At 48.6% G+C, this 22,686-nt stretch carries 25 protein-coding genes; 19 read left to right on the forward strand and 6 right to left on the reverse strand.

The window, feature by feature from the left end; genetic code table 11:
* Positions 1-8 precede the first annotated feature (8 nt).
* From PRUTH_RS02065 to PRUTH_RS02100, 8 genes are all read left to right on the forward strand, one after another.
* On the forward strand, positions 9-2,309 hold the full coding sequence (locus PRUTH_RS02065; RefSeq protein ID WP_151172402.1) for a chemotaxis protein CheA: 2,301 nt from the start codon (positions 9-11) through the stop codon (positions 2,307-2,309).
* A 13-nt stretch (positions 2,310-2,322) separates the two neighbouring features.
* Complete coding sequence (locus PRUTH_RS02070; RefSeq protein ID WP_022946902.1) at positions 2,323-3,456, forward strand: protein-glutamate methylesterase/protein-glutamine glutaminase; 1,134 nt, start codon at positions 2,323-2,325, stop codon at positions 3,454-3,456.
* A complete protein-coding gene (locus PRUTH_RS02075; RefSeq protein ID WP_045978608.1) occupies positions 3,449-4,213 on the forward strand; it encodes a flagellar motor protein in 765 nt (254 codons plus the stop codon). The genes PRUTH_RS02070 and PRUTH_RS02075 overlap by 8 nt, the downstream gene beginning before the upstream one ends.
* A 1-nt stretch (position 4,214) precedes the next feature.
* Positions 4,215-5,195 (forward strand): OmpA family protein, encoded by a 981-nt coding sequence (locus tag PRUTH_RS02080; RefSeq protein WP_151172403.1) that lies wholly within the window; start codon positions 4,215-4,217, stop codon positions 5,193-5,195.
* Positions 5,195-5,977, forward strand: coding sequence for a ParA family protein (locus PRUTH_RS02085; protein WP_022946899.1), 783 nt, complete (start codon positions 5,195-5,197; stop codon positions 5,975-5,977). The genes PRUTH_RS02080 and PRUTH_RS02085 overlap by 1 nt, the downstream gene beginning before the upstream one ends.
* On the forward strand, positions 5,974-6,858 hold the full coding sequence (locus PRUTH_RS02090; protein ID WP_179954351.1) for a chemotaxis protein CheW: 885 nt from the start codon (positions 5,974-5,976) through the stop codon (positions 6,856-6,858). The genes PRUTH_RS02085 and PRUTH_RS02090 overlap by 4 nt, the downstream gene beginning before the upstream one ends.
* Positions 6,859-6,920: 62 nt before the next feature.
* Positions 6,921-7,415 carry a chemotaxis protein CheW gene (locus PRUTH_RS02095; protein ID WP_022944775.1) on the forward strand — a complete coding sequence of 165 codons (495 nt, stop codon included), beginning with the start codon at positions 6,921-6,923 and terminating at the stop codon, positions 7,413-7,415.
* A gap of 3 nt (positions 7,416-7,418) precedes the next feature.
* The gene (locus PRUTH_RS02100) at positions 7,419-7,835 is read left to right on the forward strand and encodes a DUF2802 domain-containing protein (protein ID WP_239385690.1); all 417 of its coding nucleotides are present in this window, start codon (positions 7,419-7,421) and stop codon (positions 7,833-7,835) included.
* On the opposite strand, the gene PRUTH_RS02105 is transcribed toward PRUTH_RS02100, so the two are convergent.
* Genes PRUTH_RS02105 through PRUTH_RS02115 form a run of 3 tightly spaced genes read right to left on the reverse strand, consistent with a single transcriptional unit; the run spans position 7,832 to position 10,344 of the window.
* Positions 7,832-8,137 (reverse strand): EscU/YscU/HrcU family type III secretion system export apparatus switch protein, encoded by a 306-nt coding sequence (locus tag PRUTH_RS02105; protein WP_022944773.1) that lies wholly within the window; start codon positions 8,135-8,137, stop codon positions 7,832-7,834. The genes PRUTH_RS02100 and PRUTH_RS02105 overlap by 4 nt on opposite strands.
* 1 nt (position 8,138) lies before the next feature.
* Positions 8,139-9,497: a flagellar hook-length control protein FliK gene (locus PRUTH_RS02110; RefSeq protein WP_151172404.1), complete on the reverse strand. Its 1,359-nt coding sequence runs from the start codon at positions 9,495-9,497 to the stop codon at positions 8,139-8,141.
* Entirely contained in the window at positions 9,445-10,344 is a 900-nt protein-coding gene (locus tag PRUTH_RS02115; RefSeq protein WP_151172405.1) for a hypothetical protein, read from the reverse strand. Before PRUTH_RS02115 ends, PRUTH_RS02110 begins: the two co-directional genes overlap by 53 nt.
* Before the next feature lie 102 nt (positions 10,345-10,446).
* Between PRUTH_RS02115 and ccmA the strand changes: the two genes are divergently transcribed.
* From ccmA to PRUTH_RS02165, 10 genes are read left to right on the forward strand one after another with little or no spacing between them, the layout of a single operon-like run.
* Positions 10,447-11,067 (forward strand): cytochrome c biogenesis heme-transporting ATPase CcmA, encoded by a 621-nt coding sequence (gene ccmA, locus PRUTH_RS02120; protein ID WP_081604405.1) that lies wholly within the window; start codon positions 10,447-10,449, stop codon positions 11,065-11,067.
* Positions 11,067-11,753, forward strand: a complete 687-nt coding sequence (gene ccmB, locus PRUTH_RS02125; RefSeq protein WP_151172406.1) for a heme exporter protein CcmB — start codon at positions 11,067-11,069, stop codon at positions 11,751-11,753. The genes ccmA and ccmB overlap by 1 nt, the downstream gene beginning before the upstream one ends.
* A gap of 1 nt (position 11,754) precedes the next feature.
* On the forward strand, positions 11,755-12,504 hold the full coding sequence (locus tag PRUTH_RS02130) for a heme ABC transporter permease (protein WP_151172407.1): 750 nt from the start codon (positions 11,755-11,757) through the stop codon (positions 12,502-12,504).
* A complete protein-coding gene (gene ccmD / locus PRUTH_RS02135) occupies positions 12,494-12,706 on the forward strand; it encodes a heme exporter protein CcmD (RefSeq protein ID WP_022944768.1) in 213 nt (70 codons plus the stop codon). Before PRUTH_RS02130 ends, ccmD begins: the two co-directional genes overlap by 11 nt.
* Positions 12,703-13,182, forward strand: a complete 480-nt coding sequence (gene ccmE / locus PRUTH_RS02140) for a cytochrome c maturation protein CcmE (protein ID WP_045979864.1) — start codon at positions 12,703-12,705, stop codon at positions 13,180-13,182. Before ccmD ends, ccmE begins: the two co-directional genes overlap by 4 nt.
* Before the next feature lie 3 nt (positions 13,183-13,185).
* Complete coding sequence (locus tag PRUTH_RS02145; protein WP_151172408.1) at positions 13,186-15,138, forward strand: heme lyase CcmF/NrfE family subunit; 1,953 nt, start codon at positions 13,186-13,188, stop codon at positions 15,136-15,138.
* Positions 15,135-15,704 (forward strand): redoxin family protein, encoded by a 570-nt coding sequence (locus PRUTH_RS02150; RefSeq protein ID WP_045979862.1) that lies wholly within the window; start codon positions 15,135-15,137, stop codon positions 15,702-15,704. The genes PRUTH_RS02145 and PRUTH_RS02150 overlap by 4 nt, the downstream gene beginning before the upstream one ends.
* Positions 15,701-16,162, forward strand: a complete 462-nt coding sequence (locus tag PRUTH_RS02155) for a cytochrome c-type biogenesis protein (RefSeq protein WP_022944764.1) — start codon at positions 15,701-15,703, stop codon at positions 16,160-16,162. The genes PRUTH_RS02150 and PRUTH_RS02155 overlap by 4 nt, the downstream gene beginning before the upstream one ends.
* The gene (gene ccmI / locus PRUTH_RS02160; protein ID WP_151172409.1) at positions 16,162-17,397 is read left to right on the forward strand and encodes a c-type cytochrome biogenesis protein CcmI; all 1,236 of its coding nucleotides are present in this window, start codon (positions 16,162-16,164) and stop codon (positions 17,395-17,397) included. The genes PRUTH_RS02155 and ccmI overlap by 1 nt, the downstream gene beginning before the upstream one ends.
* An 8-nt stretch (positions 17,398-17,405) precedes the next feature.
* Entirely contained in the window at positions 17,406-18,143 is a 738-nt protein-coding gene (locus PRUTH_RS02165; protein WP_045979859.1) for an MlaA family lipoprotein, read from the forward strand.
* Positions 18,144-18,202: 59 nt separating this feature from the next.
* Here PRUTH_RS02165 and PRUTH_RS02170 read toward each other — a convergent pair whose 3' ends face one another.
* Positions 18,203-19,423 carry an EAL and HDOD domain-containing protein gene (locus tag PRUTH_RS02170; protein WP_151172410.1) on the reverse strand — a complete coding sequence of 407 codons (1,221 nt, stop codon included), beginning with the start codon at positions 19,421-19,423 and terminating at the stop codon, positions 18,203-18,205.
* 374 nt (positions 19,424-19,797) lie between these two features.
* Here PRUTH_RS02170 and putP point away from each other — a divergent pair, with 374 nt between their 5' ends.
* Positions 19,798-21,285: a sodium/proline symporter PutP gene (gene putP / locus PRUTH_RS02175; RefSeq protein WP_026111087.1), complete on the forward strand. Its 1,488-nt coding sequence runs from the start codon at positions 19,798-19,800 to the stop codon at positions 21,283-21,285.
* 111 nt (positions 21,286-21,396) lie between these two features.
* Here the strand turns inward: putP and PRUTH_RS02180 are convergent, their stop codons facing one another.
* Positions 21,397-22,128, reverse strand: coding sequence for a DUF3379 family protein (locus PRUTH_RS02180; protein WP_045979857.1), 732 nt, complete (start codon positions 22,126-22,128; stop codon positions 21,397-21,399).
* A complete protein-coding gene (locus PRUTH_RS02185; RefSeq protein WP_257220993.1) occupies positions 22,121-22,645 on the reverse strand; it encodes a sigma-70 family RNA polymerase sigma factor in 525 nt (174 codons plus the stop codon). Before PRUTH_RS02185 ends, PRUTH_RS02180 begins: the two co-directional genes overlap by 8 nt.
* Between the last annotated feature and the right edge of the window lie 41 nt (positions 22,646-22,686).

Consider the following 22,686-nt stretch of genomic DNA (forward strand, 5'->3'; position numbering starts at 1 on the left):
GCGGCTGCATGAGCTTTGAAGTAGATGAAGATATTTTACAGGACTTTTTAGTCGAAGCAGGTGAGATATTGGAGCAGCTCTCTGAGCAGTTAGTAGAGCTTGAAAATAACCCTGATGATAAAGACTTGCTCAACGCTATCTTCCGGGGCTTCCACACTGTTAAAGGGGGAGCTGGGTTTCTTGGCATGAATGAGCTGGTGGATGCCTGTCATGGTGCTGAGAATGTGTTTGATATTCTGCGCCAAGGTAAGCGCCAGGTTACTTCTGAACTGATGGATGTGATCCTGCAAGCGCTCGATACAATTAACGACATGTTTGCGCTTATTCAAGCACGAGAGCAGCCGCAACCTGCAGACCCTGAGTTACTTGCTGTATTGCATAAACTGAGCGAACCTGAAACCGAAGATGAGGCACCTATTGCTGTGCCTGAACCTGCCGCAACTCCGAGTGAACCTGTTGTTGAGCCCGAACCTGTGCCTGAAAATGACGTCGCATCAGGGGCCGATGATTTTGGTGATGATATTTTGTTCGATGCGCCAAGTGCTGACAGTGACGAAGGCGAAGCGATTGACGAAATCACCGAAGATGAATTCGAAAGCTTGCTCGATGAATTGCACGGTCAAGGCAAAGGCCCGTCTGTGGGTGAAGGGTCAGCGGATGCTGGGGCATCCGGTAATGATGAAGATATTACCGATGATGAGTTCGACTCGCTACTAGACGAATTACATGGAGCAGGCAGCTTTGGTGCCATTAGCGATAATGGTTCCGCGCCGAGCGCCGAAGAGCAGGGAGCTGCGCAGCAGAGTGCACCGACTACATCGGGCGAATCAGAGTCGGCCAGTGGTGATGATGAAGACATTACCGAAGATGAATTTGATGCGCTGCTTGATGAGCTGCACGGCAAAGGCAATGCGCCTAAAGCAAGCTCGGCAGAAGCTTCGCCAGCGCCGGTTGAAAAGCCTGCGGCGCCAGTAAGCCAAAGTAAAGCTAAAGACACACCGCCGGCAACGCCAGCGCCTAGTAAAGCGCCAGCGGCCGCAAAACCAGCGCCGAGTGCAGCGAAGGGGAGCACCCCGCCTAGTAGTGGTGATGCCAAAAAACCGGCACCTAAAGCCGCGCCACCGCCACAAGCAGAAACGACAGTGCGCGTCGATACCAAACGACTAGACCAGATCATGAATATGGTGGGTGAGCTGGTATTGGTACGTAATCGTCTTATTACCTTAGCGAATAATAACAACAGTGAAGCTATGGGTAAGGCTATCTCAAATCTTGACGTGGTCACCGCCGACCTACAAGGTGCGGTGATGGCAACTCGGATGCAGCCAATTAAGAAAGTATTTGGCCGCTTCCCTCGTGTGGTACGTGACCTTGCCCGTAGTTTACAAAAAGATATTTCCTTGGTCCTTGAAGGGGAAGAGACTGATTTAGATAAAAACCTTGTCGAAGCCCTAGCTGACCCACTCGTGCACTTAGTACGTAACTCAGTGGACCATGGTATTGAGATGCCTGATGTTCGAGAAGCAGCAGGTAAACCTCGCACCGGTACGGTGCGCTTATCGGCTTCTCAAGAAGGCGACCACATTCTCCTGAGCATCCACGATGATGGCGCTGGGATGGATGCCGAAAAACTGAAAAAAATTGCTATTAGCAAAGGGGTTATTGATCACGACCAAGCCGCTCGTTTGAGTGACACGGAAGCCTATAACCTTATCTTTGCACCTGGATTCTCCACCAAAGAGGAAATTTCTGATATTTCTGGGCGTGGTGTGGGTATGGACGTGGTGAAAACCAAGATCAGCCAGCTTAACGGCACCATTAATATCGACTCACAGCTCGGTGTTGGTACCCGTCTAGATATCAAAGTACCGCTGACGCTTGCTATTTTGCCAACGCTGATGGTGATTGTTGGTGAACAAACCTTTGCTCTGCCATTGGCGGCTGTTAGTGAGATTTTCCACCTTGATTTGACCAAAACTAACATTGTTGATGGCCAGCTCACCATTATTGTGCGTGAAAAAGCTGTACCACTATTTTATTTAGAGCATTGGTTAGTCAAAGGTGCGGACCGCACCCAACGTAAAGCCGAAGGCCATGTCGTCATCGTTCAAATTGGTACTAAAAAGGTCGGCTTTGTGGTGGATTCGCTGATTGGTCAAGAGGAAGTAGTCATAAAGCCTCTGGATGCGTTGCTGCAAGGCACACCAGGTATGGCCGGGGCGACAATTACCTCAGACGGTGGCATAGCCTTAATTCTAGACGTGCCAAGCATGCTAAAACATTACGCTGGGCGCTCCAGCGTTAACTAAAATCGAGTATTAAATGGCTGTCAAAGTTCTAATAGTTGACGACTCAAGCTTTTTTCGTCGCCGGGTTACTGAAATTCTTGAAGGTGATGCCAATATCGAAGTCATTGACGCAGCTGTCAATGGCGCCGATGCGGTGGAAAAAGCAGTTAAGTTACGCCCAGATGTGATCACCATGGATGTGGAAATGCCAGTGTTAGATGGTATTTCTGCGGTGAAACAAATCATGGCGAAATCGCCAACGCCTATTCTTATGTTTTCCTCACTGACGCGTGAAGGAGCCAGTGCCACACTGGATGCACTTGATGCCGGGGCATTGGATTTCTTACCGAAAAAGTTTGAAGACATCGCGCGCAACAACCAAGATGCGATTGAGATACTTCGACAAAAGGTGCGCGAGCTAGGACGTCGTCGTCTTTCGCGTTTTAATCGCCCAACGACCTCGACAACGGCATCGTCACCAGCGCGCCCCAGTGTCACCACACGCAGTTCAGCGCAACCTGATAGAAGCTTTAACCAAGGAGCTTCGACTCGGCCTCAAAGCGCTAGCCAATTCAAGCCCAGCGGCAAAAAGTACAAGTTGGTGGCTATTGGCACCTCTACCGGGGGGCCTGTGGCACTGCAAACGATTCTGACCAAGCTGCCAGCCAATTTTCCTCATCCTATTTTGCTTATTCAGCATATGCCGGCCGCATTTACTCCTGCGTTTGCGCAGCGCTTGAATAACCTTTGCAAAATCAAGGTAAAAGAAGCGCAACAGGGAGACCGTTTGCAACCTGGAACGGCGTATCTTGCACCAGGTGGTCAGCAAATGATGTTTGATGGCCGCGCTCAACAGCAAACTCTGAAGGTATTTCAAGACGACAACCCAAGAATTACTTATAAACCCAGTGTTGATGTTACTTTTGCCAGTAGCGCAAAAGCATTTGGCGGTGATGTATTAGCTATTGTGCTGACCGGGATGGGCGCTGATGGTCGTGAAGGTGCGCGGATGCTCAAACAATCAGGCTCACGGGTTTGGGCGCAGGACGAGCAGTCTTGTGTTGTGTATGGCATGCCGCAAGCGATAGCCAGTGCCGGTTTGCATGACCACCAAGTGGCTCTTGACGATGTTGCCGCGCATTTACTCAAGGAAGTTGGCTGTGGATAAACTTTCCATAATTGGCCTTGCTGTTGCCATTATCGCCATTACCTTAGGCTATAGCCTCGAGGGCGGTATGGTTTCAGGGCTGATTGATGGACCGGCACTGATCATTGTCCTTGGCGGCACTTTAGGTGCCGTGATGTTGCAATCGCAACTAGCGACCTTCAAAAAGGCTTTGGGAGTCTTTAAGTGGGTATTTGTTCCCCCGTTTTATGATACCCAAGCTGGGATTGAGCAGATTAAATCGTGGGCCAGTACCGCACGTCAAAAAGGATACCTGGCTCTTGAGGAACAAGCACTCGTAAGTGAAGACCCTTATGCCGCTAAAGGTTTAAGCTTACTGATTGATGGCTCTCATGAGCAGCGCTTGCGTGACACCCTAGAAATCGAGCTTATGTTAGAGCGCGAGCGGTTGCTAGATGCAGCTCGGGTTTACGAAGCCATGGGAGGATATGCGCCGACCATTGGTATTTTAGGGGCTGTGCTCGGGCTCATTCAGGCGATGGCATACATTAGCGAACCCGATAAATTGGGTGCTGGGGTCGCCACCGCATTTTTGGCCACGATTTATGGCGTAGGCTTTGCCAACTTGTTATTCCTGCCCGTTGCCAACAAGCTAAAGCAAGTGATTGAAGAAAAAATGCTCTATCATGAGCTCATCGCTGAGGGCATCATGGCAATGCAGCAGGGAGAGACGCCCGCAAATATAGAGTTGAAACTCGAGGCTTACTGCGCTGAGCGCCATGTTAGTGCAGGGTACTAATATGATGCGCATTCGTCACCGCCGAGGTCATGTAAAGGAGTCGCAACACACCCACCGTTGGCTCGTTTCTTACGCTGACTATATGACCATTATGTTCGCCTTGTTCGTGGTCATGTACGCGATTGCTATCAATAAAAAAGACGAAGAGTTTGCTATTTTTTCTCAGACGTTGGAGCAATTTTTTGACCGTGCTACCCAAGTGACTCAACCCATATTAACTGAGCAGCAGCAATCCACAGGGGACGGTGTGTTGCAACAACCACTGCCCGTCAATGACAATGTGTTAGAAGGTGAGAGTATTGTCAAAGAGCCTATTCGTGGCTCAAAGTTGATTCCAGAGCAAGCAGACGTGAGTCTTATCGAGCAAAAAGAGCTCGGAGAGCCTTTAGAAACTTTGTTAGATAAGTTAACTGGCACTTTGCTTAATGAAATTCGCCAAGGTGATGCACAGCTCCAACTGAATGAGAACTGGCTTACTATTGAGATGAGTTCGGGGCTGCTTTTTCCAAGCGCCAGCGCCACGGTGACGAATCGTGCCGAACAAGTGGTGGCTCGTATTGCTGAGATTATTTCGCCAATGCGCAACTACTTGCGTGTGCGTGGCTATACCGATGACCGCAGTATCAATAACGAAATGTTTCGCTCCAATTGGCAGTTATCAGCGGCACGTGCAGCGGCCGTAGTCAAAGAGTTGCAAACCCTAGGCATAAACCCTGCGCGAATGGCGTTGGAAGGGTATGGGCAGTACACCCCTTTTGCTGACAATGATACTGCCCAAGGGCGGGCGCAAAATCGTAAAGTGGTCATCGCAATTTCAAAGTTTGCCTTGCCACTGCAAGAGGCCCGGCAACAAGACAGTGCCGTTGAATCAGTTGAGCCCGCAGTGGAGCAAGAGCTGCCAAGCACTGACAATACAATAAAAATAATACAACTACCCCATGGCGGTATTCGTATTACGACGCGCAATGAGGAACAGCAATAATGAAGGTATGGACGGTCGCGAACCAAAAAGGCGGGGTGGGTAAAACCACCACAACGGTGTCTTTAGGCGGTCTATTGGCTGAACAAGGAAAGCGTGTCTTATTAATTGATACCGACCCTCACGCGTCGCTTACCTACTATTTTGGTATTGATTCAGAGGCCATCGAAGTGAGTGCTTACGATGTTTTCACTCGCGGTAAAAATATGGCGAGTGAGGAAATACTGCAATCGCTGTGTCCATCCGGTGTCGAAAATATTGATATTCTGCCGGCTACCATGGCCATCGCCACGCTTGATAGAAGCATGGGTAATAAAAACGGCATGGGGTTAATACTTAAAAAGGTATTAGCGAAAATCAGCGAACATTATGATTATGCCATTCTCGATTGCCCACCGGTACTTGGGGTGTTAATGGTGAACGCGTTGGCAGCAAGCGAGCGCGTGCTCATACCTGTGCAAACTGAGTTTCTTGCGCTCAAAGGACTAGATCGCATGATGCGCACGATGGAGCTGATGCAGCAAAGTGCACAAACCTATAGCTATCAATACACGGTGGTCGCGACTATGTATGATAAGCGCACCAATGCCTCTTTGGATGCATACAAAAAACTGCGCGCTACGTATCATGACAGTGTTTGGCCGGGTGTGATCCCCATTGATACCAAGTTTCGCGATGCCAGCCTTGCGCAGCAGGTGCCTAGTAAGCACTGTGCTAAGGCGCGAGGCGTACAAGCCTACCGTGCGCTCTTAGACTATTTGCAAAACAAGCAGGTGGATGCATGAGTGGTCCTAATGAAAAGGTGATGAAGGAGTACCTCAGCGCGCTACTTAAAGAAGAAGCAGAGCCTAGGCGGGTAGCTAAGCCGGTCATCACTGAATCCCCTCAGGCAAATAAACTTGAGCCACTTGAAAAGTTACTTGCGCAGGCAGAGCAGCAAGCACAGGCTCGCGAGCAACAGCAACAGCAACAGCAACAGCAACAGCAACAGCAACAGCAACAGCAACAGCAACAGCAACAGCAACAGCAACAGCAACAGCAACAGCAACAGCAACAGCAACAGCAACAGCAACAGCAACAGCAACAGCAACAGCAACAGCAACAGCAACAGCAATCCAGCACGCACGTTGAGGATATTGCTCGGGCAATTAATAAGGCAAAACCTGCATCCTCAGGCACTAAGCTGCGCGCGCCACAGGCGGCGCGAGAAGAATATATGCAGGGCGAGTTTCAGGCGCTGTTTTTTGACGTGGCTGGTTTGCTATTAGCAGTGCCTCTGAAATCTCTCGGTGGTATTCACCAGATTGGTGAAGTAAACCAATTATTCGGGAAACCACCTTGGTTTAAAGGGGTGATGTTAAACCGCGATGAAAAAGTCAGCCTTGTGGACACCGCCCGCTGGGTAATGCCAGAAAAATATGACAAAAACTTGGAACAGGCATTAAACTATAAGTATGTGATAATGCTTGGAGAATCTCAGTGGGGATTAGCCGCTGAGAATTTGATCAACAACGTAACCTTGAAAAGTGAAGACGTAAAGTGGCGACAAAGCCATGGTAAGCGTCCGTGGCTTGCTGGGGTTATAAAAGAAAAAATGTGTGCTTTAATTGATGTGGATAACCTGCAACTGCTTTTAGAGCAAGGGTTAGACAGTCAGGCTGAGTAATCAGGCACAAACTAATTGGTAACCAAGGCCGATTCATGACAGACGGCGTTATGGAGCTAAGTATGAGCGAAGAAAGAATAGTATCAGCGAAAGATGTAGACAGCAGTGATGAGGTACTGCAATGGGTCACCTTCCGGTTAGAGGAAGAAACCTATGGTATCAATGTGATGCAGGTACAAGAAGTACTTCGTTATACCGAGATCGCGCCCGTGCCCGGTGCACCCAGTTATGTCCTGGGTATTATTAACTTGCGAGGCAATGTGGTTACCGTGATTGATACCCGTTCACGCTTTGGGTTGGTTGACGCTGAAGTCACAGACAACTCTCGTATTGTGATTATCGAAGCGGAAAAGCAGGTTATTGGTATTTTGGTCGACTCGGTCGCTGAGGTGGTGTACCTGCGCAGCTCTGAAATCGACAGTGCGCCCAACATTGGCACAGAAGAGAGTGCTAAGTTTATCCAAGGGGTCTCAAACCGTGACGGTGAGTTACTGATTTTGGTGGATCTAAACAAACTACTCAGTGACGAAGAGTGGGACGAGTTAAGTAATATTTAAGTAATGAAAGACCCGAATCTGCTGTATATGATAGCCGCTAGCATAGTGTTATTGCTGGCGGTTTTAGTAATAGTGTTGTGGTTACGTACGTCGCAATTAGCGCGGCAAATGCGGGCACTGCGACAAAACATGGACACTGAAAAACAGGCGTCATCACAAACGCAAATTTTGCGTGCGGAGGTCAGTGAGTTGCGCACAGCATTGGAAAATATGAGCAACCGTATTGGCCAAATTCAACAGCGCACCGAAGAAGTGGCGCAACAGCAAGACACTATTCGTGAAGCAGACCCGCAAGCACGAATCTACTCTCGAGCAGTAAAAATGATTGAGCTAGGTGCGCCCATGGAAGAAGTCATGAGCGAATGTGAGCTACCTCGGGCAGAAGCTGAGTTACTGTTCTCATTGCATCAGAAAAATTAAGCTTTCACATTGAGCTTATTGCTAAAGTTCTGCCATCCAGGTGGAAACTTACCACGTAATACATAGGAAAAGGCAATAAGCTCAGCAATCACATAATAAAGCTCTTTGGGGATTTCTTGGCCTTGATCGAGCTTTTCTAAGGTCTTCGCTAAATCAGCATCTTGGTGAATTAAAATGCCTTGTTCTTGCGCTGCTTCGATAATGTGCTCGGCTAACTCGCCAAACCCTTTGCTCGACACGGTTGGTGCACTGCCATGCTCGTAGAGCAATCCAATGGCACTGCGTTGGGTTGATGCTGTCATACTACACCTTTAAATTAACGATACTATGACGGCGATAAAACTGCCGCCACTGTTGTACTTGTTGCTCACTCACCTGCTCAACCTTAATGGGCGCAACGCCGAGGCCGTGACTTTGCAGCTTGCGTCTTAGTGTTTCACTGTGTTCGTTAGCAAGGTGGTGCAAAGCCTGAGAGCTGGCGCGAAGTTCACAATTGAGGGTTTGCTTACACAAGTGCGCCTGCACACTGAGCTCGCCCAATTTCGGGTAGTCAAATTGCATACGCACAAACCACACGTCTTCGCCTTTACCTTGTTGGCTCTTTTCTTTGTAGCGACCAATACTTAGCTGCGTTTGTCCTGCCTCGGGTGGCAAACGCATAGGTAAAAACAGCTGTACCAAAGGGTTAGAATCTTGTTGCGTTGTTAATTGTGGAGCGCTGGACTGTGGCGTCATACTTTGTTTAATGGCTGCCAAATCGCCGCCTAATGCTTGCGCCCCCGCACTTTGCAGCTGTTGCAATACTTGCTCAGCAGCAGAAGCTGGCGCTTGCGGTGTTTGAGCTAAAAGTAGGTTTATCAGTGGCATCAAGGCGCTTTGGCTGTGAGTCGCCATCGTGCTTGGCAGCTGTTGCAGGCTCTGAGCGCCCAACAGTGATAGCAAAAGAGTATCGATTTGAGCTGTGACGCTTGCACGGTATTGGCTAACAGGCTGTGACCAAGGCTGCAATTGGGCTTGCAACTGATTGACTGTGTTGGCTGCCGGGGTATGCGGTCCAACCATTTTACTAAAAGCTTGATTGACGAGTTGCTGTAGCTCTTTAGGCGCGTTTTGCACCAGAGTGTCTAGATTGGCAAGGTGATGGGTCAAGCTATGCTGTGCTGTATAAGGCTTTATTAGTGGTGCCATTAACGCCTTACTGAGAGGCAAGGAGAGTACTTGCTGTGCCCCTGATACCGTTTCTGTAGCAGCCCCAGACACCAAGGTTGCTTTTACCGTGTGTTGCATCTGTGCGGTTAATGCTAATAGCGGCGACTGACTGCGAAGGGTATTAAGCAAGGCGCTCACCTCAACGCCCGGGCTTAATGGTTGCCCCATGGCGTTGTGTCTTGCCGCGCCATTAAAGGCGCTGAGAGACACCGGTTCAAGCTTTTTCGGCGTATCAAATAGCACCGTACTAAGCAGTGGCTTTGCAGTACTTTGTAATAACTGCTGAGCACTTGCGAGTGAATTGATACTTGGCGCACTTCGCCCTTGCTGCCAAGACTGTAATTGTTGCTTAGCATGCTGCCATAACGAGGTGTTTGCTTTGTTGTCTATTACCGGCCTATCAGCGAGTTGCTGTGTTGCCGGGGAGGCCGTGGCGGTGCTTTGAGTGCCCACAATCACTTGTGGGCGGGCAACGTGTAAGTCGATACGCGGTAATTGCAGTTTGAGTTGTAACGCAGGTGATGTTGGCGCTACCCCCAGGCTTGTTGTGAGGCCCTGAGTTGGCAGTTGAGCCGATACGGTTTCGGTTTATCGGCAAGGTCAATATGGCTTTATTCGCTTGGCCACCGACCAGGTTGAGCTGAGCATGCTTACCATCGGGACGTGGTAGCAACTGCAAGTTCATCGGCGTCTTTAGCAGCATGGCAACGAGCTTTTGTTGGCTCATCGGCAGTGGTAATTGGCTCCCTCCACTAAGCGGTAAGTGGGCCTGTATCTTTCCTTTCACTAACTGAACGATCAAGGATGTCGGCGATGGCTGAGCGTTAATTATCTCGGCACTGGATTTATTTAGATGCAAACTGGCATTAAGCGCCGGTATTGATAACGCTGCTTTATCAGTTAATTGCACTGTTAGTGCCAAACGCGTTGGGCTCACAACTTGGCCCTGACCATTGGTTAAGGCTGCGCCAAGCAAACGCATTATATCCTGAGCGGAGCTAAGCGGTAGCGAGGTTTTGCTGGGCGTTAATTGCAGTTGTCCTTGAGCATTAAGTTGCACGGTGCCTTGCTCAATAGTCAATGGTAGCGGCCCCTTTGGCGGTGATTGCAAGGGAACTTCGAGGGTCCGCCATTGACCTTGCAGCTGAACTTGCATTGTCGCTTTGTCAGCGCTGATATGAACATTTTTAACCGCCAAGGGCTGCTCAGTGGGCAGCGTGAGTGTCCTAGCCTGCTGCGTATCGCCAGCGATGCTCAGCGTTTGTGTGTGATGAATTAAAGGGGCAGATGGGCCCGACATATTACCCCCGAAACAAGATCAAAGTTTTGCCCGCAATTTTTCGCATTAGCATAGCATTATGGTAGACTATCGCCCAATTTTAAGCACTGAGAATGTCTGTTCGTGTTACACGTTGACGCAGTCACTTGCATTAAGCAAGAGCGATGCCTGTTTGAAGACCTTAGCTTTTCAATAAACGCTGGGGAGATCATGCAGTTAGAGGGGCCTAATGGGGCTGGGAAAACCTCTTTATTGCGCATTTTGGCGGGCTTTTCAGAGCCTATGCAAGGGCAAGTACGCTTTATGCAAAAGTGTATTCGCCGTGACTACGAAAACTATGCGCAACAAGTGTTGTTTATTGGCCATAAAACAGGTGTAAACACACAGTTAAATGCATTGGAAAATTGTCAGTTCTGGCTTGATACTCACGGACTGAAAACCGACCTCAATATTTATGACGTGCTGAGCAATCTTGGCTTAGTAGGACTAGAAGATGTTCCGGTGCGGCAATTATCAGCTGGCCAACAGCGCCGTGTCGCCTTGGCTCGGTTGTGGCTCAATGATGCCAAACTGTGGTTTTTAGACGAGCCATTCACTGCCGTAGATAAAAAAGGTGTGGCATTATTGCAACAGCGTTTCGCTCAGCATTTAGCCCAACAAGGGGCGATTTTACTCACCAGTCACCAAGACTTGACCGCGCACTTTTCTCACCTCAGTAAGTTGCAGTTGGAGTATCGCATTTAATGATTCAGCAGCACTCCTACTGGCGAGTTTGGGCCAGCGTATATAAAAAAGATGTGCGTCTTGTCTTTCGCCAGCGCAGCGATATTGTTAATCCGCTGCTGTTTTTCTTAATCGTGATTACACTGTTCCCACTTGGCGTGGGTCCTGAGCCAAACTTATTGGCACGCATGGCGCCGGGTATTATTTGGGTCGCTGCTTTACTAGCGACGATGTTGGGTCTGGATAAAATGTTCCGAGATGATTACCTAGATGGTACTTTGGAGCAGTTATTATTGTCGCCATTCCCTTTGTCGCTCAGTGTGTCGGCAAAAATTGCAGCGCATTGGACCATTACAGGCTTGCCAATGGTGTTATTAACGCCACTGTTCGCATTACTAATGAATTTAGAAATGCAGGCCCTCAATGCAACGTTGTTAACGTTGCTTATCGGTACTCCATTATTAAGCTTGATCGGGGCGATCGGCGCGGGGTTAACCGTGGGTTTGCAAAAAGGGGGAGTGTTACTCAGTTTGTTGGTCTTACCGCTGTACATTCCCGTATTGATTTTTGCGACTTCCGCCATTGATACAGCCAGCATGTCGTTGGCTTATGGCGGTCAGCTCGCAATCTTAGGTGCATTTCTTACCGTCGCCATCGTGCTTGCGCCTATTGCCGTTTCATCAGCATTGAAAGTGAGTATTAACTAGTATGTGGAAGTGGTTACATCCCTATGCCAAGGCCGAGCGGGCCTACACGCTGTGTAACACACTGTTGCCGTTTTTTGCAGTGGTTACCGTGATATGCATGATCTTAGGTTGGGTTTGGGGGTTGGCTTATGCGCCGGCCGATTACCAACAAAAAGACAGCTATCGCATTATCTTCATTCATGTACCGTCGGCTATTTGGTCGATGGGTGCTTATTCGTCGATGGCCATTGCCGCCATCGTCGCGTTAGTATGGCAAATTCGCAATGCCCAACTGGCGGTGATTGCTATAGCCCCCGTGGGTGCGGCAATGACGGTGATCGCATTATTGACCGGCGCTGCGTGGGGTAAACCTATGTGGGGTACTTGGTGGGTATGGGATGCGCGCTTAACCTCAGAGCTCATCCTGTTGTTTTTATACCTAGGGGTCTTGTCTTTGTACCATGCCTTTGAAGACAAACGTGCCGGAGGCAAGGCAGCGTCTATTTTAGCCCTTGTCGGAGTGGTCAACTTACCCATTATTCACTTCTCAGTGGAGTGGTGGAATACCCTGCACCAGGGCTCAACCATTACTAAATTTGATACCTCTGCCATCGACCCAAGTATGTTTTGGCCGTTAATGGTTAATATTGTCGCTTTTGCTGGTTTTCTAGGCTGGGCAACGTTGATCCGTTTGAAAACGGAGTTGTTAAAAAGTGAACAACATCGACCGTGGGTGAGAGCACTCGCCAAAGGAGCAAAACATGGAGTTTAATAGTTTTTCTGAATTTCTCGCCATGGGTGGGTATGGCTTTTATGTATGGCTTTCCTTCGGCAGCTGTGCATTTATTTTGATTGCGCTTTTAGTGACCTCGCTATTAGAGAAACGTAACGTGCTCAAGCAGGTTGCCGCTCAAAGCGCACGAGAGCAACGTATTGAGAGGGCGAAACGCTCGCAGCAGGAGTCGTCACTATGAACCCAAGACGCAAAAAACGCTTAATCACCATTATTGCCTTATTGCTCGGTTTATCATCGGCGGTGGGGCTTACTCTGTATGCGTTGCAAGAGAACATTAACCTTTTCTATACCCCCAGTGAGCTGATTGAAGGCAAGGGTAAAGATTTGGAAAAACCCAGTATTGGCCAAAAACTACGGATTGGCGGCATGGTAGTGCCAGGCTCAGTTAAGCGCGACGAAAACTCGCTATTTGTAGAGTTTAAACTGATTGACAGTGGCCCTATGGTCACCATCCGTTACAAAGGCATCTTGCCGGACTTATTTCGTGAAGGCCAAGGCATCGTAGCCCAGGGCACCTTAGTGCAGAGCGATGTGGTAGAGGCATTTGAGGTACTCGCCAAGCACGATGAAGAGTACATGCCAGAGGAAGTGGCAGAAGCGGTGAAGGGCATCAAACACGAGAAACCTAAATACAATAGCAATTACGGCAACTAAATTATGATTCCAGAGCTCGGGTACTTTTCCCTAACCTTAGCAATGGTGCTGTGTGTACTGTTGTTTATATTTCCTTTGTGGGGCGCGCATACCGGTAATCTCAGGTTAATGCGTGCAGCTCCTTCTTTGGCTGTGGGCCAATTCATTTTTGTTCTGCTCTCTTTTGCGGCTCTTATTTACGCCAGTGTCACCGATGACTTTACCGTCGCCTACGTTGCTTACCACTCCAGTAGCACGCTACCTTGGTATTACAAAATAACCTCGACTTGGGGTGGCCATGAAGGCGCTATTTTATTATGGCTGGTCATGCAAGCGGGGTGGACAGCCGCAGTGGCGCTGATGTCTAAATCGTTGCCATGGCCGCTGCGCGCCCGGGTGCTCGGCGTACTTGGGTTTTTAGCGGTTGGCTTTATGCTTTATACCTTATTGATGTCGAGCCCGTTTGAACGCTTATTACCTTACTTTCCAGTAGAAGGGCGCGATCTTAATCCTTTGCTGCAAGACCCTGGCATGATTATTCACCCGCCATTGCTGTATATGGGCTATGTGGGTTTATCTGTCTCCTTCTCATTTGCCATTGCCGCACTGTTGACCGGTCAACTAGATAATTTGTGGGCCAAGTGGTCTCGTCCTTGGACGATGGCTGCCTGGGGCTTTTTGACCCTCGGTATCACTATCGGTAGCTGGTGGGCTTATGCTGAACTTGGCTGGGGGGGCTGGTGGTTCTGGGATCCAGTAGAAAACGCCTCACTGATGCCGTGGCTGGTGGCCACCGCATTATTGCACTCTTTGGCGACCACGGAAAAACGTGGCATCTTTAAGTCATGGACTGTGCTATTGGCCATCGCAGCGTTCTCGCTGAGTTTACTAGGTACCTTTATCGTACGTTCAGGGATCATCGTCTCGGTGCACGCGTTCGCGTCAGACCCAGATCGCGGTATGTTTATTTTGGCGTTTTTAGCCATCGTCGTCGGTGGCGGCTTGTTGTTGTATGCTCTGCGTGCAGGGCAGGTACAAAGTGAGGGACGTTACAGCCTTTTCTCCCGTGAAGTGGCACTGTGGCTAAATAATATTTTATTGGTGGTGGCAACCCTTATTGTCCTGCTTGGCACGTTGCTGCCTATGGTGCACAAGGAGCTCGGCCTTGGGTCTATTTCCATTGGTGAACCGTTCTTCAATCAGATGTTCAGTTATTTAATCGTGCCTTTTGCCTTGTTATTAGGCGCCGCACCACTGCTACGCTGGAAGCAGAATAAGTTTAGCCAAGTGGCACGTAAGTATGGCCTTGGGCTAGTCCTGACACTGATCGCGACACCGGTGTGGCTGTATAGTAGCTTCGATAGCGTCAGTGCCTTGACGCTACTGGCCACCGGCCTTGGAGTGTGGGTGTTAATCATGAGCGCCCAAGACCTGTTATTAAAAGTGTCACAAGCCAACAGTGTGGCCACTGGCATTAAGCGCCTCGGTTTGAGCTATTGGGCGATGCTGCTTGGCCATGTCGGTCTTGCCTTAGTCGTGATCTCGGTCACCCTAACATCGGCTTATTCCACCGAACGAGACGTGCGCGTTGAGCCCGGTGAGCAAGTTGCCTTAGGTGGCTATGAATTCCGTTTTGATGGTGTTAAAGCCATTCGCGGCCCCAATTACAGTGGTCACGCTGGCGTTGTCACTGTGTTTGATGGCGATGAAGTGGAAGCCGTATTACATGCAGAAAAACGCCGCTATGACATCGGCATGCAGTTTATGACCGAGGCTGCGGTTGACCCAGGTTTTACCCGCGATTTATACCTGGCCCTTGGTGAGCAATTAAGCGGTAACGCGTGGTCTTTACGCTTGTACCATAAACCTTATGTGCGGGTAATGTGGCTAGGTGGGATATTAATCTCCTTAGCTGGGTTTGTTGTGTTGTTCGATAGACGCTATCGCCGTCGCGTGCGTAAGGAAGGTCAGTCATGAGTAAAAAGTGGATAGTGATTACGCCGTTATTAGTTTTCGTGCTGTTATGCGGTTTTTTACTTAAAGGCCTTTTTTCGGATCCGCGCGAATTACAAAGCGGTCGCGTGAATCAGCCTTTGCCGGCCTTTGACTTGCCTGATCTCATGGATCCAGATAAACGCTGGACCAATGCTGACCTGCAAGGGCAAACCTATTTACTCAACGTTTGGGGCACTTGGTGTCCTACCTGCTTGGCAGAGCTGGGTTATTTGACCGAGTTACGCGAGCAGGGAGTTAGTATTGTTGGTTTGTATTATGAACAAGGCTACGATCCTGATTTTGACGGTCAATTTAACCTCGCTGCTTTGCAGCAAGAAGTGCGTGATATGTTGGCCCGTGCAGGCGACCCATATCAATTCAACATGCTTGATCTAGATCGCCAATTTCTTCTTGATTTAGGCGTTTCAGGTGCGCCCGAAACCTTCCTAATTAATAGCGAGGGGAAAGTGCTTGTGCATCATACCGGCGACATTAACCAACGTGTGTGGCGCGCTAAGTTCGCACCCTTAATGCAGGAGGCGCAATGAGATATTTACTATTAGCCATAGTACTGATGTTGGCGCTGCCAGCACTTGCTGTGGAGGAAAAGTACGATTTTGCTAATGACGACCAAGCGCAGCTGTTTTCAGAGCTAACCAAAGAGCTACGCTGTCCAAAGTGTCAGAATCAAAACATCGCTGACTCTGATGCCGTGGTGGCCAAAGATTTACGCGATAAAGTCGAAGAGCTCGTTAAAGAGGGTCAAAATAAAGACCAAGTGATTGATTATATGATCGATCGTTACGGCTACTTTGTGCACTATCAGCCGCCAGTCACTCCAGCGACCATCTTATTATGGATCTTGCCAGGGCTGATCGTTATTGCAGGCTTAGCTTTTATTGTTTTACGGCAAAAGAAAGCGGCGCAAAAAGCAAGTTGGTCAGCGGCCGATGAGCAAAAACTGCAGCAACTTATCAAGCAATATCAGCGTAAGGAGTCAGCGTAATGCTTACTATGTGGGGGGGCTTTGCTGCCCTGATTATTATTGCTTTAGTGTTTGTCTGCTGGCCGTTTTTTCGACGTTTTCAGGCACAGAGTAATTCAGGAGTTAATGCGCAGCGTATCGACATCTTCAATCAACGTCAGCAAGAGCTTGCAGACGAACTCGCCATGGAGCGCATCTCACAAAGCAGTTTTGACGAGTCCATGGTTGAGCTGAAGCGTCGTTTGTTGAATGATTTATCACCTGAACAACAGCTACATGGCCGAGGTAATAACCGTATTTTGGCGCTAACAGGGGTGCTCTTTGTGGTGGTCCTCAGTGGCGTGTTTTACTACTTTACTGGCAGTTATCAGCAGCTAAAGAGCTGGGAGCAGGCTATTGAACAACTGCCTGAGTTAGGTGAGCGTGCGGTGATGGGCAAAGGTGAACCATTGTCGGCCAACGAGCGACAAGCGTTATTACTCGGGCTTCGCACCCGCTTGGCACAAGATGGCGATGATGCCGTTGCCTGGCTGATGTTAGGACGCGTTGCTATGACTCTGGACGAGTTTGAAATGGCCACTCAAGCTTTTGATAAAGTATTGGCCATGGACCCAGACAACTTAGGCGCTAAAGTCGGCTACGCACAAGCGCTGTTGGTACGGGGTAACGACAGCAGTATGACGCAGGCAGCAAAGTTACTCTCGCAAGTGTTGCAGCAGCAGCCACAAAACATGGATGCGATTTCCATGTTGGCGCTAATAGCCTACGAGCGCCAAGATTGGCTTGAAGCAAAAAGTGCCTTTGAGCTTATTTTATCGTCCATGCGTCAAGACGATCCGCGTTATGCCATGGTGGCGCAGCGCATCGATGAAATCGAGCAACGCATTAGCCAGTCGCAGCAAAGCTCCGGCGAGGAAATAACGGTTGCTGTCGCGCTGGCCGATAAAGTTAAAGACCGCATCCCCCATCAAGCGATTTTGTTTGTCTATGCTAAAGCTGCTTCCGGGCCACCTATGCCTCTGGCAGTAAAGCGTTTTTCTGAATTTTCATTGCCAATGACGGTGACATTATCGCAAGCGGATGCGATGATGGCGGAATTAACACTGGCTCAATTTGAGCAAGTGCAAATCATCGCTCGTATCTCCAAAGATGGTGATGTCGCCATTGCCAGCGGCGAATTACAAGGGCAGTCTGGTGTGATTGACCAGCAGCAACAGAAGCAAGTGGACGTGCTTATCGACACTTTGATTCAGTAGGAAGTGACATGTTAAAGAAGACTTTTATAACGCTTGTAGCGTTAGTACTCAGTGCCTGTGCCCAGGTTCCTCCAGAAAAAGAGGATCCGCGCGATCCGCTACAAAGCCTGAACCGACCATTGTATGACTTTAATATGGATGTGTTGGATGCTTACATTTTGCGTCCAGTTGCAGTGGGTTATGTGGAAGTAACGCCAGCGCCTGTTCGTCGTTCGGTGGTGAACTTTACCGACAATATCAGCGCGCCGACCGACGCCATTAACGCAGCACTGCAAGGTAAAGCGGATCACACCGGCATAAGCATTGCGCGCTTTTTAGTCAACACCACAGTAGGTATAGGGGGATTATTTGACGTGGCTTCATCCCTTGGATTGGAGTATGTTGATGAGGACTTTGGTCAAACCTTAGGGGTTTGGGGAGTAGGTGATGGAGCGTATGTGATGATCCCAGGAATGGGGCCGAGCACCGCACGTAACGTAACCGGCGATATTGTGGATAATGTGGTATTGCCTGAAATCGCTCTGACCACACCGCAAACTATTTTAGTGTTTGCTTTGAAGGCCGTGGAGGCGCGAGCTTCATTGATCCCCCAAGAGAGCTTGCTAAATGAATCGCTGGACCCTTATACCTTTATGAAAGATATATACTACCAGCGCCAGTTGTATGAGCTACATGACGGTAATCCGCCTATAGAGGAAGAGCCTGAAGCGCAAGACTACGATGATGACTTTTTGGAGAATCTCTAGTCGATTAGCGCGAACAGCGAATAATAAAAAAGCCGGCAATTTGCCGGCTTTTTCAATTATTACATTATGGCTTGCATTTGCTCGTTGGCCCAATGAATTGCCTCGTGATAGGCATCAGGCACTTTGTTGGCATCCAGTTTCATTTCTTCTACTGTTGCGTTAGCTTGTTGCCACTGGGCGTGCTCATAATATTTTACCAAGGTGATATAGCCCGCAAGTACGCCTTCGTTGTCGCGCAGCGCTGCTTTTATATCATTGGCCAAAGGCAAACGTTCAACAACCGCTGCCATATCTTGGTCTAAAATCGCGTCTAATAGAGACATCATGCCGGTTAAGAATGCACGTCCTGGATCACCTGCATTTTGGTGCTGCTCTGCTAATACCTCGGCAAAACGGGCGCGGGTAAGGGATAAACGCATCAGTTCGGCAGGTTTGTCTGAAGACAGTTGCGCGGTGAACAGCAGCGATAAAAACTTTTTAATCTCTTTGGCACCGAGCACTACGAGCGCTTGCTTAATGGTGGATACTTCAGCGCGGCGTTTAAACATGGCGGAATTGGAATAGCGCAACAACTTGTAAGAGAGGTTAACGTCGCGTTCAAACACCTTAGTGACTTTTTCCAAATCCATTTCACTGGTTGATGTTTCGTATAGCAACTCGGCAAGCGTCAACTCCGAGGGCGGCAATGCCTTACTTTGTACCATCTCAGGCTTAGAGAAGAAGAAGCCTTGGAAGTAGCTAAAACCAAGGTCGAGCGCGTGCTGGTACTGCTCATAAGTTTCTACCTTCTCAGCCAACAGCTTGATATTAGGGAAGCCTTTAATCGCCGCGACCACTTCTTGTATTTCTTGTTCGCTGTTTTCTAGGTAGTCGATTTTAATAATATCGATAAAAGGGAAGAAGTGACGCCAGACGTTTTGATGCTTATAGTCATCAAGGGCAATGGTATAGCCTTGCTCTTTAAGGTCTTGTACCAGGGCTAGCAGACGTTTGCCAGGTTGCACGGTCTCGAGTATTTCAACGACAATTTCGTCAGTGCCCATCATGGTGGCATACCCTTTACTGAGTGTTTCCAAAGTAAAGTTGATATAAGCCGGCTTATTGTCGGTTAGCTCTTCAAGGCCAAAGGTAAACTGACTTCCTTCGATAAGCTTAGAGGTGGCTTCATCACCATTAATTTGTGGGAACACATTGGCTAAGCCATCGCGGAACAACAGTTCGTAGCCGACCAGTGTTTTCTCTCTATCCAGAATGGGCTGACGCGCAGCGTAAAAATTCATTTATTGGCACTTCCAAAAATACGTTGCTAATTGCTTAACAATATATGAAAAATCTAGGTTGTTTTCATTAATAATTATACTTTTTTGTGAGCTAAGTGCGCAAATGTGACGTTGAAACCATCATATGTATCAAATATTTAATACATAAGTATGGATATCGCACTAATTGGAGTTGCGGGTCAGGGCCATGCTATAGTGGTGTGAGCGTACGTTGTGATAAAAATACACTGCAACGTCGTTAGGGTATGCTGACCTTTGCTGCAAAAACAGGCAGCAAAGGTCAACGCGCCTAAGTAATAATAACAACATTCTTCGCCCAATCTGTGCTTCGTGCGGCTTTTGGGGTGAAGCTCAGCGCTAAGTTGGAGGCTAAATTGGAAGTAGGTACGATAATTTCTCTTGCTCTGTATTTCATCGTTATGCTCGGCATCGGTCTGTATGCATACAAGAAATCAACGGATGATGTATCAGGGTACATGTTAGGTGGGCGTAATCTTAGACCCAGTGTAGCAGCGCTTTCTGCAGGTGCTTCTGACATGAGCGGTTGGATATTGATGGGCTTGCCTGGCGCTATGTTCTTAACTGGCTTTAGTGCTACCTGGATTGCTATAGGATTGGTGATCGGTGCTTGGGCTAACTACCTATTAGTGGCGCCGCGCTTACGTGTGTATACCGAGCGGGCCAATGATGCGATAACCATTCCTGATTACTTTGCTAACCGTTTTAACGATTCCAAAAACGCGCTGCGCGTGGTGTCGGCGGTGGTGATCATCGTGTTTTTCACCTTATATACCTCTTCAGGCGTTGTCGCTGGCGGTAAGCTGTTTGAAAGCTCGTTCGGTTTATCCTATGAAATGGGCTTATATGTGACCACCGGCGTGGTCGTATTGTATACCTTATTTGGCGGCTTTTTAGCTGTGAGCCTAACTGACTTTGTGCAAGGCTGCATTATGTTCTTAGCGCTCATTATCGTGCCTTTTGTTACCTATACCTTACTTGAGCAGCCTCTACCTGCCACGCTTGAACAGGTAAATCCGGATATGCTTGAGTGGGTGGGGACCGGCTCAGTACTAGGAATTATTTCGGCTATGGCGTGGGGTCTGGGTTACTTCGGTCAGCCCCATATCATCGTACGCTTTATGTCAGTTCGTGGTTTGAAAGATATTCGCGTTATGCGCCGTATTGGTATGTCGTGGATGATTGTTGCTGCGGTAGGTGCAGTGGCAACAGGTTTATGCGGTGCTGCTTATAGCTATGAGAAAGGTATTACCGTTGAAGATGCGGAAACCATTTTCCTCATTTTATCTCAATTGCTATTCCACCCACTGGTGGCCGGATTCTTATTAGCAGCTATCTTAGCGGCTATCATGAGTACCATTTCCTCGCAGCTATTAGTGAGTTCCAGCTCGCTGACAGAAGACTTCTACAAGATTTACATCAAGCGTGATGCCTCAGAAAAAGAGCTTGTGCTCGTGGGTCGCATCAGCGTGCTACTGGTTGCACTGTGTGCCATCTACCTTGCATATGACCGCGATAGCTCGATTTTATCGTTGGTGAGTAACGCTTGGGCCGGTTTTGGTGCGGCGTTCGGTCCGCTAGTATTATTTAGCTTGTATTGGCGCCGTATGAACCTTCCAGGCGCGCTTGCAGGTATGATTGTTGGTGCGGCTACAGTGCTATTCTGGATTTACGCGCCTGTTAAGATTGATGGCCAGTCACTAAGCGACTGGATGTATGAAATCGTCCCAGGCTTTATTCTTGCGAGTATCGCTATTGTTGCAGTATCGCTGGCGACTAAAGAGCCCAGCGAAGCACTGACAGATACCTTTGATAAGGTTGAGGCAGAGCTGCAAGAAGGCTAATCCCTGAGAATTAGAGATAGTAAAAGGCCACCCTTAGCGGGTGGCCTTTTTTGTGTCTTTGAGCTGTCCTAAGTAGCGTTGAGGGTATTTAGTAACAGCAACCCTAGTTCGCTAATTCCAACGCAGTGATTGGTTTATCCGTGCCTGGTATTCATCCACTGGCGCTTGCGCCATAGCCACCAGTATGGCGTCTCCTTGAGGGAAGTGTGAAACGCGTCCAGCGAAGCGCTGATCATTAAAATGAACATCACCGAGATAATCGTTCGCAGAGGGGACGATAAATACCGTCATCGGGCCGAAATCCGATTGAAAAACTAGGTGCAAACCTTTTTGCCCTTTGAAATTACAGTAACGAGCGTAGGTGATAGCCCCAGGTAACTCATCCAGATGGCCGCCAAGTTCAGAGAGTCGTAAATTGACCTCATCCAAGGCTATTTCCTCATTTACGCTCAGTGCGTCAATTTCATGATAAACATGTGCCAAGGCGTGCTCACCAATAGATAACGTTGGCGACATCAGGTGATACAACACCCCAGTAAAGGCGATAACCACAGACGCAGCTATGGCGATATACCAAGGCGTTTTTGGTTTAGTCTGCTTCGCTGCGGGGTTATTGCCCGAGCGTTGATCGCTTTGCTCCCCCATGGTTTGGTTAAAAATAATTTTATCAGCCAAATTATCGGGTACAGGTACCTGCATCGCCTCAACAAGCTCTTTATCAAGCTGTTTTAACTCATTAACTAATTGTTTGCGCTCAGGACTTTGCTCTGCAAACTCAAGCACGTCCTTGTCTTTGGTGTTTGGATGAGCAAAAAGGCGCCGGCGAAATTCTAATTCATCCATTTGGAGCCCCTTTCATAGGTTCAGTGGTTCGAGTGAGTGCGCTTTTTAGCTGATTTCTAGCTCGATATAAGCGCGTCATAACCGTGTTTTTGTTTAAGCCGAGGATTTGCGCAATTTCATCGCCGCTGCAGCCACCAATCACTTGTAGGATTAACGGTTCACGGTATTCTTGCGCAAGCTCCATAATGCGTCGTTGGACAACGGTCATTTCCATTTCGTCATCTAAAGAAGTGCTGCGTTCGTCGCAGAGGGTGTCTTGTTCGACATCACTGTAATCAAACTGCTTGCGTTCAAAGCGGCGAGCATTTTCTCGTCGCAAAATAGTAAACAGCCACGACTTAGCAGCGTTCTGATCGACTAATGAATCTAATGAACGCCATGCTCGTAAAAAAGTTTCTTGGACCAGGTCTTCAGCCACACTAGGGTCTTTGCAAAGCCAATAGGCAAAGCGATAGAGCTCTTTGTGGTATACCTGCACCAGCGCCTCATAGCGCTTTTGTTTATCTGCCATGCCCATTAAGACCTCCGACAGCAATAAAACATTTCACTTAACGGGAA

Source organism: Pseudoalteromonas ruthenica (assembly GCF_008808095.1).
Classification (GTDB): domain Bacteria; phylum Pseudomonadota; class Gammaproteobacteria; order Enterobacterales; family Alteromonadaceae; genus Pseudoalteromonas; species Pseudoalteromonas ruthenica.

What these genes read in the sequence shown, in the direction of transcription:
- PRUTH_RS02065 (WP_151172402.1), top strand. Translation starts at nt 9, where the DNA reads ATGAGCTTTGAAGTAGATGAAGATATTTTACAGGACTTTTTAGTCGAA.
- PRUTH_RS02070 (WP_022946902.1), top strand. Translation starts at nt 2,323, where the DNA reads ATGGCTGTCAAAGTTCTAATAGTTGACGACTCAAGCTTTTTTCGTCGC.
- PRUTH_RS02080 (WP_151172403.1), top strand. Translation starts at nt 4,215, where the DNA reads ATGATGCGCATTCGTCACCGCCGAGGTCATGTAAAGGAGTCGCAACAC.
- PRUTH_RS02085 (WP_022946899.1), top strand. Translation starts at nt 5,195, where the DNA reads ATGAAGGTATGGACGGTCGCGAACCAAAAAGGCGGGGTGGGTAAAACC.
- PRUTH_RS02090 (WP_179954351.1), top strand. Translation starts at nt 5,974, where the DNA reads ATGAGTGGTCCTAATGAAAAGGTGATGAAGGAGTACCTCAGCGCGCTA.
- PRUTH_RS02095 (WP_022944775.1), top strand. Translation starts at nt 6,921, where the DNA reads ATGAGCGAAGAAAGAATAGTATCAGCGAAAGATGTAGACAGCAGTGAT.
- PRUTH_RS02100 (WP_239385690.1), top strand. Translation starts at nt 7,419, where the DNA reads ATGAAAGACCCGAATCTGCTGTATATGATAGCCGCTAGCATAGTGTTA.
- PRUTH_RS02105 (WP_022944773.1), bottom strand. Translation starts at nt 8,137, where the DNA reads ATGACAGCATCAACCCAACGCAGTGCCATTGGATTGCTCTACGAGCAT.
- PRUTH_RS02115 (WP_151172405.1), bottom strand. Translation starts at nt 10,344, where the DNA reads ATGTCGGGCCCATCTGCCCCTTTAATTCATCACACACAAACGCTGAGC.
- ccmB (WP_151172406.1), top strand. Translation starts at nt 11,067, where the DNA reads ATGATTCAGCAGCACTCCTACTGGCGAGTTTGGGCCAGCGTATATAAA.
- PRUTH_RS02130 (WP_151172407.1), top strand. Translation starts at nt 11,755, where the DNA reads ATGTGGAAGTGGTTACATCCCTATGCCAAGGCCGAGCGGGCCTACACG.
- ccmD (WP_022944768.1), top strand. Translation starts at nt 12,494, where the DNA reads ATGGAGTTTAATAGTTTTTCTGAATTTCTCGCCATGGGTGGGTATGGC.
- ccmE (WP_045979864.1), top strand. Translation starts at nt 12,703, where the DNA reads ATGAACCCAAGACGCAAAAAACGCTTAATCACCATTATTGCCTTATTG.
- PRUTH_RS02145 (WP_151172408.1), top strand. Translation starts at nt 13,186, where the DNA reads ATGATTCCAGAGCTCGGGTACTTTTCCCTAACCTTAGCAATGGTGCTG.
- PRUTH_RS02150 (WP_045979862.1), top strand. Translation starts at nt 15,135, where the DNA reads ATGAGTAAAAAGTGGATAGTGATTACGCCGTTATTAGTTTTCGTGCTG.
- PRUTH_RS02155 (WP_022944764.1), top strand. Translation starts at nt 15,701, where the DNA reads ATGAGATATTTACTATTAGCCATAGTACTGATGTTGGCGCTGCCAGCA.
- ccmI (WP_151172409.1), top strand. Translation starts at nt 16,162, where the DNA reads ATGCTTACTATGTGGGGGGGCTTTGCTGCCCTGATTATTATTGCTTTA.
- PRUTH_RS02165 (WP_045979859.1), top strand. Translation starts at nt 17,406, where the DNA reads ATGTTAAAGAAGACTTTTATAACGCTTGTAGCGTTAGTACTCAGTGCC.
- PRUTH_RS02170 (WP_151172410.1), bottom strand. Translation starts at nt 19,423, where the DNA reads ATGAATTTTTACGCTGCGCGTCAGCCCATTCTGGATAGAGAGAAAACA.
- PRUTH_RS02180 (WP_045979857.1), bottom strand. Translation starts at nt 22,128, where the DNA reads ATGGATGAATTAGAATTTCGCCGGCGCCTTTTTGCTCATCCAAACACC.
- PRUTH_RS02185 (WP_257220993.1), bottom strand. Translation starts at nt 22,645, where the DNA reads ATGGGCATGGCAGATAAACAAAAGCGCTATGAGGCGCTGGTGCAGGTA.